Annotated in this window: 11 protein-coding genes and 1 pseudogene; 7 read left to right on the top strand and 5 right to left on the bottom strand. The window is 73.1% G+C overall.

From position 1 onward, the window contains the following. Nucleotides 1-145 precede the first annotated feature (145 nt). Together ACZ4YL_RS30090 and ACZ4YL_RS30085 are read left to right on the top strand one after the other, a co-directional pair. On the top strand, nucleotides 146-979 hold the full coding sequence (locus ACZ4YL_RS30090; RefSeq protein WP_468120915.1) for an alpha/beta fold hydrolase: 834 nt from the start codon (nucleotides 146-148) through the stop codon (nucleotides 977-979). 125 nt (nucleotides 980-1104) lie between these two features. Then, the gene (locus tag ACZ4YL_RS30085) at nucleotides 1105-1677 is read left to right on the top strand and encodes a TetR/AcrR family transcriptional regulator (protein WP_468120913.1); all 573 of its coding nucleotides are present in this window, start codon (nucleotides 1105-1107) and stop codon (nucleotides 1675-1677) included. A gap of 57 nt (nucleotides 1678-1734) precedes the next feature. Here the strand turns inward: ACZ4YL_RS30085 and ACZ4YL_RS30080 are convergent, their stop codons facing one another. Beyond that, nucleotides 1735-2664: an MBL fold metallo-hydrolase gene (locus ACZ4YL_RS30080; RefSeq protein ID WP_468120912.1), complete on the bottom strand. Its 930-nt coding sequence runs from the start codon at nucleotides 2662-2664 to the stop codon at nucleotides 1735-1737. Between the two features lie 116 nt (nucleotides 2665-2780). Between ACZ4YL_RS30080 and ACZ4YL_RS30075 the strand changes: the two are divergent. From ACZ4YL_RS30075 to ACZ4YL_RS30060, 4 genes and pseudogenes are all read left to right on the top strand, one after another. Further along, nucleotides 2781-3019: pseudogene (locus tag ACZ4YL_RS30075) on the top strand (hypothetical protein); the annotation flags it as partial. A 366-nt stretch (nucleotides 3020-3385) separates the two neighbouring features. Beyond that, nucleotides 3386-4660, top strand: coding sequence for a pyroglutamyl peptidase (locus tag ACZ4YL_RS30070; protein ID WP_468120910.1), 1275 nt, complete (start codon nucleotides 3386-3388; stop codon nucleotides 4658-4660). A gap of 285 nt (nucleotides 4661-4945) precedes the next feature. Next, a complete protein-coding gene (locus ACZ4YL_RS30065) occupies nucleotides 4946-6055 on the top strand; it encodes a mechanosensitive ion channel family protein (RefSeq protein WP_468120908.1) in 1110 nt (369 codons plus the stop codon). Between the two features lie 229 nt (nucleotides 6056-6284). Further along, nucleotides 6285-7040: a DUF4118 domain-containing protein gene (locus ACZ4YL_RS30060; RefSeq protein WP_468120906.1), complete on the top strand. Its 756-nt coding sequence runs from the start codon at nucleotides 6285-6287 to the stop codon at nucleotides 7038-7040. A gap of 7 nt (nucleotides 7041-7047) precedes the next feature. On the opposite strand, the gene ACZ4YL_RS30055 is transcribed toward ACZ4YL_RS30060, so the two are convergent. Then, a complete protein-coding gene (locus ACZ4YL_RS30055; RefSeq protein ID WP_468120904.1) occupies nucleotides 7048-9111 on the bottom strand; it encodes a SpoIIE family protein phosphatase in 2064 nt (687 codons plus the stop codon). Between the two features lie 571 nt (nucleotides 9112-9682). Between ACZ4YL_RS30055 and ACZ4YL_RS30050 the strand changes: the two genes are divergently transcribed. Further along, entirely contained in the window at nucleotides 9683-10132 is a 450-nt protein-coding gene (locus tag ACZ4YL_RS30050; RefSeq protein ID WP_468120903.1) for a GNAT family N-acetyltransferase, read from the top strand. Between the two features lie 26 nt (nucleotides 10133-10158). Here the strand turns inward: ACZ4YL_RS30050 and ACZ4YL_RS30045 are convergent, their stop codons facing one another. The 3 genes from ACZ4YL_RS30045 to ACZ4YL_RS30035 all read right to left on the bottom strand — a co-directional run bounded on the left by ACZ4YL_RS30045 (nucleotide 10159) and on the right by ACZ4YL_RS30035 (nucleotide 12168). Further along, nucleotides 10159-10911 carry an anti-sigma factor gene (locus tag ACZ4YL_RS30045; RefSeq protein WP_468120902.1) on the bottom strand — a complete coding sequence of 251 codons (753 nt, stop codon included), beginning with the start codon at nucleotides 10909-10911 and terminating at the stop codon, nucleotides 10159-10161. Next, a complete protein-coding gene (gene sigK / locus ACZ4YL_RS30040; protein WP_468121070.1) occupies nucleotides 10908-11504 on the bottom strand; it encodes an ECF RNA polymerase sigma factor SigK in 597 nt (198 codons plus the stop codon). The genes ACZ4YL_RS30045 and sigK overlap by 4 nt, the downstream gene beginning before the upstream one ends. 244 nt (nucleotides 11505-11748) lie before the next feature. Then, a complete protein-coding gene (locus tag ACZ4YL_RS30035) occupies nucleotides 11749-12168 on the bottom strand; it encodes an ATP-binding protein (protein ID WP_468120901.1) in 420 nt (139 codons plus the stop codon). Nucleotides 12169-12279 lie beyond the last annotated feature (111 nt).

Here is a 12279-nt window from a genome sequence, read left to right as displayed (position 1 = left end):
TTTCCGGTCCCCTGTTCACGTGACCGGGACTGTGGACGACCTGCACAAGTACCGTCGGAAGGCCGTGTTCCGACACCGTTCGGGGACCCCGGGGCGGGAGACTGCTGCCGCGAACCGAACCGAGATCGCCACAGGAGGCCACACCATGCCCTTCATCACCGTCGGCCAGGAGAACAGCACCGACATCGACCTCTACTACGAGGACCACGGCAGCGGTCAGCCCGTCGTCCTCATCCACGGCTACCCGCTGGACGGGCATTCCTGGGAGAAGCAGCTCCCCGCCCTGCTCGACGCCGGCCACCGCGTCATCACCTACGACCGGCGCGGCTTCGGGCAGTCGAGCCAGCCCACCACCGGTTACGACTACGACACCTTCGCCGCCGACCTCCACACGCTGATGGAGACCCTCGACCTCACCGACACGATCCTCGTCGGCTTCTCCATGGGCACCGGCGAGGTCGGCCGCTACCTCGGCACCCGCGGTTCCGGACGCGTGGCCAAGGCCGCCTTCCTCGCCGGCCTGGAGCCGTACCTCCTGAAGACCGACGACAACCCGACCGGTGTCGACGGCAGCGTCTTCGAGGGCATCCTCGCCGCCGTCACGAAGGACCGCTACGCCTACTTCACCGACTTCTACCAGGCCTTCTACAACCTCGACGAGAACCTCGGCACGCGCATCAGCGAGGAAACCGTCCGGGCGAACTGGGCCACCGCCGCCGGCGCCTCCGCGTACGCCTCCCGCGCCGCCGTCCTCACGTGGACCACCGACTTCCGGGCCGACATCCCCAAGATCGACGTTCCCGCCCTGATCCTCCACGGCACCGCGGACCGCATCCTCCCGATCGGGGCCACCGCGGAGCCCTTCCACAAGGCCCTCCCGCACGCCGACTACGTCGCCGTCGAAGGCGCCCCGCACGGTCTCCTGTGGACCCACGCCGAAGAGGTCACCAACGCCCTCCTCGCCTTCATCGGCAAGTAACGCCCGGCGCAGCCGTCCGCCTCACCCCGGACTCCGCGGCCGGTACCGCCGCGGAGTCCGGGGCGGCGGCCACAGCTGCGGCTTCGGCCGAGCATGATGCAAGAAATTTGCTTTAAGCTGGCTACATGAGCCGAAGAGCGATGGTCCGCCCCGGAGGCCGCAGCGCGCGGGTCCAGGAGGCGGTCCACACCGCCGTGCGTGAGCTCCAGGCCGAGCTGGGGCGTCCGGAGCTGACCATCCCGATGGTCGCGGCGCGGGCCGGCGTCACTCCGTCGACGATCTACCGCCGCTGGGGCGACCTGCAGGAACTGCTTTCGGACGTCGCCGTCGAGCACCTGCGCCCCGACGCTCCGCCGGACGACCACGGAGACCTGCTGGAGGACCTGCGGGGCTGGGCCGAGCAGTTCCAGGAGGAGATGGCCTCGCCCACGGGACGTGCGTACATCCGTGACGCGCTGCTGGGGGACCCCGACGGCGACAACGCGGGGCGGTGTTCGGCCTACGCGGCGGAGCAGATCGCCATCGTGCTCGCCCGCGCCGCGGAGCGCGGCGAGGAGGCCCCGGACGTCGAGACGGTGCTCGACCGGGTCGTGGCGCCGATGATGTACCGCATCCTGTTCCGCCCCGCCGGCCTCACCGGCGCGTACGCGCACCGGCTCGTGCGCGAGGCCGTAGAGGGCTTCGGCGCACCCCGCTGACCGGCCCGCCGGGCACGCCGTCGCGGGACATGCCGTCGCCGGACATGCCGTCGCCGGTCAGCGGCGCGCCGGTGCGGCGGCCACGGGTTCGAGCCGGTAACCGTCCCCCTCGGCCACCACGCGACCGGCGGTCGGCGCGGGGAAGTGCGTACCGAGGACCAGGGCGCCGGTGCCGGCGAGCCGGGCGAGCAGCGCGCGGCGGGTGGCCTCGGCCTGCACCGGGTCGATGTCGACGCAGCTGCCGATCTCCGGACGGGCCAGCTGCACGGGGTGGTGGACGGCGTCCCCGGTGACGAGGGCCGCCGCGCCCGCGCTGCGCACCTCCACGGCGATCTGTCCGGGGGTGTGCCCCGGTGCGGGCAGCAGGCGCAGCCCCTCGGCCACGTCGATCCCCTCGGCCGGTACGTCGACCAGGTCGAGCAGGCCCGCCTCCTCGACGGGCACGACGGAGTCGCGGAACATGCCGCGCCGGGCCTCGTCCATGTCGTAGGCGGCCCAGAACTCGTACTCCGCCCTCGACGTCAGGTAGCGGGCGCCCGGGAAGGTCGGCACCCATGCGCCGTCCACCTCGCGGGTGTTCCAACCGACGTGGTCGGTGTGCAGATGGGTGAGGATCACCAGGTCGACGTTCTCGGGGGTGAATCCGATGTCCGCGAGGCGCTCCAGGTAGTCGGTACGGAGGTTGTCCCACGCCGGGTTGGCCCTCGTCTTGCCGTTGCCGATCCCGGTGTCGACGAGGACGCGCAGACCGTCCACCTCCAGCGCGAAACTGTGGCTGTCGAGGTGCAGGACGCCGTCCGGGCCGGCGAAGTCGGGCCGCAGCCAGTCGTGTTCGGCCACCACGTCCGGGGTGGCCGCCGGCAGCAGCCACGGTCCGGTGGCGGGCGGCAGCGGCACCTCGTCGACGCGGTGGACCGCGATCTCCCCGACGGACCAGTGGGCAGCGGCTCCGGACGGGGCCGGCTCGGTGAACTGTGCGGTGCGCATGCGCGTGTTCCTTCGTCTGGAGAGGACCGGCCAACAGCAAAAGCGATTCATTCGCTTTAAGTGACCGTAGGTCCTACCGCGAGCTAACGCAAGTCGTTAGCTTTAACGCGGCGGTGATCGTTCCGCCGTTCCCCGGAAGGACGGCAGCACATGTCCGCCTCGGATCCCACTCCCCCGAAGCCGCCCGCTGGGCCGCACGGTCGGGCTTCCGCTGGCGCAGGACCGCCACGCGGGAGTGGCGGCCACCGCCGACCACATCCACGCCGTCGTATCGCTCCTGCGGGAACTGGACTTCGGCGAGACACCGCCCTGCGCGGCGTACCGCGCGGGAGGGGAGCAGCACGATGGAGCCGTAGGAGCTGACCGTGGCCGAAGCGGCCGAGGCCGTACGCACCCGGCGGGTCTCGCCGGCCGAACTGGTGGACTCGGCCGGCGCTGAGCCTGCCCGTCGGCCTGGACTCGGCGGGCCTGCCCATCGGCATGCAGCTCACGGGGAGGCCCTTCGGCGAAGCCACGGTGCGGCGCGCGGGACACGCCTTCGAGCGGACCGGCACCACGCGGCGTCTGGCCCGGGACCGGGCGGCGTAGCGGGACGGCCGAGAGTGCGCGGATCGCCGCCTGGCGGTGAACCGGCCGTGGCAGAGGTGGAGTTGAGCCAGTCACGGCCGCTGCGGCCGGTGCGTCTGGTGGGGGTGGGGGCCGCTATGTAATGTCACATCGCATGATGCTCTTACGGCGTGCGGCGTCGGCCGCTGCCCTTCTCGTCACCGTCCTTCCCCTGGCCGTCACCTCGCCCGCGCACGCGGCCGACGGCTCGTCCGCCTGCCGCGCCGACGCGTCCGTACCGCTGGACGCCGAACAGGCGCGGCTCTCGGACGCCCGCACCGCGGCCCTCGTCGAGCGCGGCGGGTTCGGGGACTTCGTCCGGCGGTTCCCCGCCGCGCTGTGCGCGGTCCGCGGCCCCGCCGAGGCCGGCCGGCTGGTCACCGACTGGGGCGAGGCCCTCTGGCAGGCCTCCGTACGGCGGGCCCAGGGACAGCGGCCCGGCGGCGACCTCGCCCCCGGGGACGACCGGCCGCTGTACTGGGCGCGGCTCGGCATGACCGCCGCACTCGCCCGCTGGCAGCCGGAGTTCACCGCCGACCGGGCCGCGCTCCGCGCCCGCTTCGAGGACGCGTCCCGGGGCCTGACGAACAACGTCTTCCGGACCGCGCCCGGCGTACGGCGCGTCTTCATCAGCGGGTTCGACCCCTTCGGGCTCGACGCCGAGATACGCCGCGCCAACCCGTCGGGGTCGGCCGCCCTCCAGCTCAACGGACGGCGCGTGACCCTCGCCGACGGCAGCCCCGCCGAGATCCGCGCCGTCGTCCTCCCCGTGCGGTACGCCGACTTCGACGCCGGCCTGGTGGAGCGGGCGTTCGCCCCGCGCATGGCCGGCGGCCCCGCCTCGGCCGACATCATCACCACCGTCAGCCAGGGCTATCCCGGCATCTTCACCCTGGAGGACTGGGCGGGACGGGCACGGTCCGCCGACCCGTACCCCGACAACGTGCGCGCCCTGGCCGGCGGCACCCGCGAGCACCCGGTGACCGCCCCCGGCCTCGGCCCGGGCCCGGAGTTCATCCGCACCACGCTCCCCGCCGACGCTGTCACCGGCGCCGTGCAGACCCCGTACCCCGTCCTCCTCAACAGCGACGTGACCGAGATCCCGGCGGGCGGCACGGCTCCCGTCGACCGGACCGACGGCCCGACCCCGGGCTCGCGGGCCGTGGCGGGCGGCGGTGGCGGCTATCTGTCCAACGAAGTGGCCTACCGCTCCAACCGGCTGCGCGCCGAACTCGCCCCGCACCTGCCCGGTGGCCATCTCCACACCCCGGTGCTCACCGGCCTGCCTGCCGACCCCCGGCAGCTGACCGGCCCCGAGTTCGAACGCACCGAGAGCGCGATCGCCACGGAGGTCCGCGCGGTCCTCGAACACGCCGCCGCGCGGCGGTAGGCCCTGTCGTCGAAGCCCCTCCCCCAGCCACCGCCGGGAGGTGTCCCCAGGCCCGACGCCACTTCGACGGCAAGACACCCCCTGGCGGCAGCCCCGCCTGCGGTGCGTCCTGCTGCCATGGGGCAGGATGGCAGCCCGTTCCGGATGCGTACTCACGCCCGAACGCGGCTTCACGCACGACAAACTGACAGGTGACAAGGTGACGACACACCCACACCCCATACGACGGCCGGCAGCGCCCGTCGCCACTCCCCCGGGCCGGCGCGGCGCACCGGAGGGGGTCCGTTGACCCGGGATCTCGTCCTGCACGACTGGCTCGTCGCCGGGATCGCGCTGGCGGCGGGCGCCGCGGCCGGGCTGCTGTTGCGCGCCCTCCTGCGCTGGCTGGGCCGGCACGCCGAGCGGACCCGGTGGCGGGGGGACGACGTCATCGTCGACGCGCTGCGCACCATCGCGCCAGGGGCCGCCCTGATCGCGGGCGCGGCCGTGGCCGCCACGACCCTGCCGCTCACCGCGCGCGTCTCGGGGTTCGTGAACCAGTCGCTGACCGCGCTGCTCATCCTCATCGCCACGCTCAGCGCGGCGCGGGTCGTCGCGGGCCTCGTCCAGTCCGTGGCGGGGGCGCGCACCGGTGTGGCCGGTTCGGCGACGATCTTCGTCAACATCACGCGGATCGTGGTCCTCGTGATGGGCGTTCTCGTCGCCCTGGAGACCCTCGGCGTGTCGATCGCGCCGCTGGTCACCGCCCTCGGAGTGGGTGGTCTGGCGGTGGCCCTGGCCCTCCAGGACACCCTCGCCAACCTCTTCGCCGGGGTGCACATCCTCGCCTCGAAGACCGTGCAGCCCGGTGACTACATCCGGCTCACCAGCGGCGAGGAGGGCTACGTCGTCGACATCAACTGGCGCAACACCGTGGTCCGCAACCTGTCGAACAACCTGGTCATCATCCCCAACGGGCGTCTCGCCCGGACCAACATGACCAACTTCACCCAGCCGGAGGCGCAGTTCTCGATCCTGGTCCAGGTGGGTGTGGGCTACGAGAGCGATCTGGAGCACGTCGAGCGGGTGACCCTCGACGTGGTCGGCCAGGTGATGGCGGCCGTGGACGGCGCGGACCCCGCGCACGAAGGGGCCGTCCGCTTCCACACGTTCGCGGACTCCCGGATCAACTTCACGGTGATCCTGGGCGTCGGCGAGTTCAGCGACCAGTACCGGATCAAGCACGAGTTCATCAAGCGCCTGCACGAGCGGTTCCGGGCCGAGGGCATCTCGATCCCCGCTCCGACGCGTACGGTCGCGCTCCACCGGGACGAACCGCGCGCGCCGTTGTCACCGCACGCACCGGTCCCGCACCAGCGCGAGGCGTCGGCGCTGCTCCCGGACGGCGGCCGGTAGACCCGCGCCGCCGTCCCAGGCGCCGCCGTCCCCCGCGCCGCCGTCAGCCGGCGGGGACGCGGGGGGGCTCCGGCCGGAAAGGGCCGGAGGCCCGGGGCCCGTGGGCAAAAACCGTGTGCGGTACGTCAAGACCTCGCCAGGGCGGGTGGCTCAGCACCTCGCCGTGGGCAGTCTGCCCTCGGACATCTGGCTCTGGTTGAGATCGTCACATCCGGACGGGAGGCAGCACATGCCCGGGTACCGACTCCACGACCGTGCCGCGCTGTTCGGGGCCCTGGTGGTGCCCCTGCTCGTGGCACTCGCGCTCGTCCCCTTGCGCACCTGGCTCTCCCCGGCGAACGAGGCCCTGGTGCTGGTCGTCGCCGTGGTCGCGATCGCCGCCTCGGGTACCCGGGCCGCCGCGGCCCTGGCCGCGCTCTCCGCGGCCGGCTGGTTCGGTCTCCTCCTCCTCGCCCGGCCCTACGAACGCTTCACCCTCGCCGACCGGGACGAGATCCAGACGGCCGCCCTCCTGCTGGCCGTCGGGCTGATCGTCGCGCAACTGGCCGTCCGTGCCCGCAGGCTGGAGGCGGTCGTGGTCACCGGCGCCGCGCACCTGTCCAGCCTCCAGGGCACCGCCCGGCTGACCGAGCGGGGCGGCTCACCGGACGCGGTGGTCGACTTCGTCCGCCGGGAGCTCATCGGCCTGCTGGGGCTGCGCGGCTGCCGCTTCGAGTACGGGACCCTGATCGGGCACCGACCGCGGCTGGAGCACGACGGCGGCCTGTGGCTGCGTCGCGGTGGCGAGGTCACCGGGTACGCCGACTGGCCGGACGGCGAGACCGAGCTGCGGGTCGTCGGGGGCGGGCACTACTACGGCCGCTTCCTCCTCGTCCCCTTTCCCGGCCACCGCCTGCCGCCCGAGGACGCCCGCTCGGTGGCACTCGCCCTGGCCGCGCTGGCGGGCGCCGCGCTGGACACGGCCGGCGTGTCCCACCGCGGCTGAGCCCCGCTCACGGAGTGCCGCGGTGGACGCGGGCCAGGATCAGGACCGTGTCGTCGGTCGGCGGCTCGGGCAGCAGGCCGGCCAGGATGCGGTCCGCCATGTCCTCCAACGGCCGGCCCCGGTCGCCCAGTTCGGCGCGCAGGGCGTCCAGGCCCACCTCGATGTCCCGCCCCCGGGCCTCGATGAGGCCATCCGTGTACAGGGCGAGCGTCGCGTTCTCGGGCAGTTCGATCTCGGTGGTCCGGAACGGCGATCCGCCGACGCCCAGCGGGACCCCGAGGACCTCGTCGACGGTCTGCACCGTGCCGTCCGGCCGGAGCACCAGGAGCGGGGGGTGGCCGGCGCTGGCGATGCGGGCGCGTCCACTGCGCGGGTCGTAGACGATGTACAGGCAGGTCGCCAGCTCGATCCCGGCCTCCTGGGCGCACGCGTCGAGTTCGGTGAGCAGGTCGGCGGGCTCGCTGTCGTGGCGGGCCAGGGCCTTGGTGGTGATGCGGAGGTAGCCCATGGCGGCGGCCGCGGACACCCCGTGCCCCATCACGTCGCCGACGACGAGGACGACCCGGCCGTCCGGCAGGTTGATCACGTCGTACCAGTCGCCGCCGACCTCGGTGATCCGGCTGCCGGGCACGTAGCGGTGGGCGACGTCCACGTACGGGGTGGCCGCCAGAGCCGTGGGCAGCAGGGCCCGCTGCAGGGTGAGGGCGATGTCCTGGACCCGGCTGTAGAGGCGGGCGTTGTCCAGGCAGATCGCGGCGCGTGAGGCGAGTTCGCCGGCCAGGCTGACGTCCTCCTCGGTGAAGGGCGGACGGGCGGCGGACCGGCCGAACATGGCGATGCCCTGGACGGTGCCCCGGGCGACGAGCGGGGCCACGAGGATGCAGGCCACCCCGCTCTCGGCCATGAGCCGTGCGCGTGACTCGATGACGACGGTCCGGGCAAGGAACGCCTCGTCCACGGTGGCCGAGATGGCGCGGCCGGTGCGCAGCATGTCGTGGATGATGGAGCCCGGCGGGTACCGCACCTTCTCCACCCCGCTCACGAGTTCGACGGCCGGATCGGGCAGGGTCGTCCCGGAGGCGATGCGGCGGGTGAACAGCGGCCGCGCCGGATCAAAGTCCTCGGTCTCGTCCATCCATTCCACGATCTCGACGACGGAGCCGTCGCAGAAGTCCGGCATCGACGCGTCGACGAGTTCCTGGGCGGTGAGGTTGACGTCCAGGGTGGTCCCGATCCGGGTGGAGGCCCCGTCGAGGATGGCCAGCCGGCGGCGGCTGGCGGTGGCTTCCAGGATGGCGCGCTCCCGGTCCGTCACGTCGATCATCAGCCCGCCCACGCCGGAGCTGGTGCCGACGGCCCGGCTGAGCGGGAAGAAGCTGACGGACCGGACCTGGTCGCGGTCCGGATGCCCGCGGGGGCGCACGCCGATCAGTGTCCCCACGACGGGTGCTCCGCCCTGGGCGACGGCGCGGAGCATGCGCTCGTACTCACCGCCGTCGGACATGATCATGATGTCGTCCATGCGCCGCCCCAGGTGGGCGTCGATCGGCAGGCCGTCCATGTCGGCGAGCGCCTGGTTGAGGTGGATGTACCGCAGGTCCTGGTCGATCATGACCAGGCCGATGGGGCAGGTTTCGAAGAGGGCGTCGAGGAAGGCGAGGTTGGTCTTGACCCGGTCGAGTTCGTCGCTGCGGCTCGTCAGGACCATCACCACCGAGGGGCCGGATCCGGTCACGGAGAAGGACCGGAAGCCGCAGTCGAAGGCGGTGCCGTCACGGTGCCGTGCCGTCAGCCGGCCCCGCCAGTAGCCCTGCGTACGGCCTTGTTCCGCCAGCCGGGCGCACGATGCGGACGTGCCTCGGGTGGCATCGGCGAAGAGGAGGGCGCCGGGCCGGGTGAGGACGGCGTCGGGCTCGTACCCGAAGAGGTCACGGGCGCCGGGCCCCCAGAAGCAGACGCGGTCGTGTTCGTCGATGCCGAGGACGGCCACGGGCACGCGCTCCAGCAGCGACCCCGGCTCGGCCCAGATCGGGCCGTGGGTCTCCTCGCCCCCCGGCCGGGCCGATGGCACGAGACGCCCCCTTCCGCACGCCGTCCTCTCCACATCATCGTCCGGACACGCCGTGCGGGCACGCCGGGCGCCGCGCGGCGGCCCGGGACGGGCGGCCGCGCGGGGTCGCTCGTCATCGCCGACGGGACATCGAACGGACATCGACCGGCATTCGCCAGACGAATGAGGCAAACAACCTGGCACATGCTTATATCAATGTCCGATTCACCTCTAGGATGATCCACCGTGCCGGCACGCGGCGGGTCGGCCCGATTCCGTGCCCTGCACCAGGTGCCGCCCCGGGCCGCTCCTGGTTGACTGGCCGTGGCCACCGCCCTCCGGACCGCTTGGCGGCTCTCGCGGTCACGGAGTGACCTGGTGCAGGAAGCCCCTGCGCGCCGACAGCGGTGTTCGGCGCGCAGGGCTTCGCCGGCCGCACCCGTACATCGTGGCGCTGAGACGGCAGGCCTTTTCGACACCCCGGCACCTGCCGAGCCCGCCCGGCTCCAGCATGATCGAAGCTCTGCGCCGGAGCGGCGGCCCACACGCCCCGCTCCGCTCCGCTTTCCTTCGATCCCGGGAGTCCGGTCCTATGTCCGACATCAGCGTGCGTTCCGTGCGGGCGGGCGATTTCGCCCAGTGGCGCGCCCTCTACCGCGGCTACGCCGACTTCTACGGGGTGGAGCAGACCGAGGAGGCGGCCGCCACGGTCTGGTCATGGGTGACCGATCCCGGCCACGAGGTTGGCGCCCTGGTGGCCGAGGACACCGAGGGGCGGCTGCTGGGCCTCGCCCACTACCGTCCGTTCGCGCGCCCGCTCTCCGCGACGGTCGGCTGCTTCCTCGACGACCTGTTCGTGGCGCCCCAGCACCGCGGTTCGGGCGCCGCCGACCTGCTGCTCGGCGCACTGCGCGAGCTCGCGGCCGAGCGCGGCTGGAGCGTGGTCCGCTGGATCACCGCCGATGACAACCACCGGGCACGGTCCAAGTACGACCAGGTCGCCACGCGCACCATGTGGGTCACGTACGACATGGCCCCCTGAGCCCCGCCTCCGTCTCCTCGCCGGAGTCAGGCGGGAAGGTCCATCAGGAGCAGGGGGGCCGTGGTGGGTTGCGGGGATCCTCCGGCGGGTTCGACGGTGAGGCCGATCGCGGCGGCGTCGGCGGTGTCGCCGTCGACGAGGACGGTGCCGTCCTGGTGGATGAAGCCGGCCGGGCGCATGGTGCCGTCGTGGTCCAGCCACAGCTGGTAGGTGGTGCCGGAGACGGGCGCGGGCAGTCCGCCGGCCGTGAAGACGGCCTTGTTGCGCAGGGCCGAGGAGACGACGGTGGCAGAGGCTCCGTTGCTGGTGCGGCCGTGGGCCGCGCGGGCGTCGGGAGCGGCCAGGACCGTGCTGACGTCGTCGAGGCGCTGCTCGATCTGCCGGGCCTGCTGTTCGTAGTGGCGGTTCTCCTGGCTCTGCCAGGCGGCCAGGCCTGCGAACAGGGCCGCGGCGGCCACGCTCGCGGCCACGGCGAACCGGCCGGTCTTGCGGCGCAGCGTGCCGCGCAGCGGGACCGGGGAGAGGGTGATGGAGCTGCGGGGCGGGAGTTGGCGCACTCCGTCGACGGCCGCCAGGGTCCGCTGCTTCATGGCGGCGGGGGGTTGCCGGGCCACGGCGGCGGCCAGCCGGGCTGCGGTGGCCTGGAACTCGGCCACTTCCAGGCGGCAGTCCTCGCACCGGGAGAGGTGGTCGGTGAACGGCTCGCGTTCGCCGGGGTCCAGGGCGTTCAGGGCGTAGGCGGCGGTGAGGGCGTGGCTGTCGGACCCGTGCCGGTTCATGTGGTCACCCCCATGCAGTCGCGGAGCCGGATCAGTCCGTCGCGCATGCGCGTCTTGACGGTGGGAAGCGGCGTGTGGAGGACGTCGGCGACCTCGCGGTAGGTCAGGCCCTGGTAGTAGGCCAAGGTCACCACCTGGCGCTGGAGTTCGGTGAGGCCGCGCAGGCAGCGGCGGACCTGTTCGCTGTCCAGGCGGGTCTCGACCTGTTCGGCTACCTCGTCGAAGGCAGTCCGGTGCTCGCGGGCGGCCTGCGCGTGTTCCCGGTCGGCGGACGCCTGGGCGGAGCGGACCCGGTCCACGGCCCGCCGGTGGGCGATGGTCGCCGCCCACGTGGTGACGCTGCCGGAGTCGGGCCGGTAGCGGGCGGCCTGCCGCCACAGGTCGATCATGACCTCCTGGGCGACCTCCTCGGACTGGGCCCGGTCGCGTACGACTTTGATCACGATCCCGAAGACCAGGGGGGCGAGGGCGTCGTACAGGACGGAGAACGCCTCTTTGTCGCCGTGGGCGACCTGCCGCATGACCTCGGGGAGGCCGCTGCGGCCGGTGGGGCCACCGGTGGGTTCGGGACCGAAGGGGCTCGGCTGATTCACGGTGCGGGCTCCGGCCGTGGGGACCAGACGCAGGGTCGGCCGGTGGCGTCCGGCCGGGGGCGGGGTGTCCATCGCATGGTGGTCCTTGTCCGGAGAGCAGCGGCCGGACCGCCGCGCAGGGCGGTGTCGGCCACAGGTCCAGGGGGTGGGTCTGATGGTTCTTCGTAGCGGAGGTGCCCGCGGATGGGAGCGCGTTCACGCTCCGGGACGGGGCGCGGTTCCCTCCTTCGAGGGAACCGTCCGGTCAGCCGTCCCGCCAGGTGATCACTGCGATGACCTGCTTGCCGCGCGGTGAGCGGCTGACGAAGATGACCGCGCCGAGCGCCCGGACGATCTGCAGCCCGCGCCCCCGGGTGGCATCGGTCCCGTGGCCCTCGCCCCGCTGCGGCAGGGAGAGCGAGCCGTCGCTGACGCAGATGCCCGCCCGGCCCCGGTCCAGGCTGATCGTGAGCGCGTACGGGGGCATGGCGTGCCGGACCGCGTTGGTGGCGAGCTCGGAGGCGATCAGCAGGATGTCGCAGGCGGTCTCCTGTGGGCAGCGCACGGGGTGCAGGGCCAGGGTGCGCGCGGCGCTGCGGCGGGCTGCCCCGGCGGCCTGCGGTCCTGAGGGAAGTGGGTGGTGCACGGTCCTCGGCCGCGCCGGGGGTGCGATTGCGGTGTCCATGACGGTTCCTCGCTGTGCGAGCGGCCCCGGTGGATCCGGACCGGACCGGGGGCCGGGAACGGACGGGGTTCCGGGGCGGTGACCCCGGAACCCCTTTGTGCCAGGTCGGCG

The sequence above is a fragment of the Streptomyces sp. NPDC030021 genome, assembly GCF_055574035.1.
The sequence above is the reverse complement of the archived record's forward strand: the minus strand, read 5'-3'. Positions and strand labels throughout refer to the sequence as shown.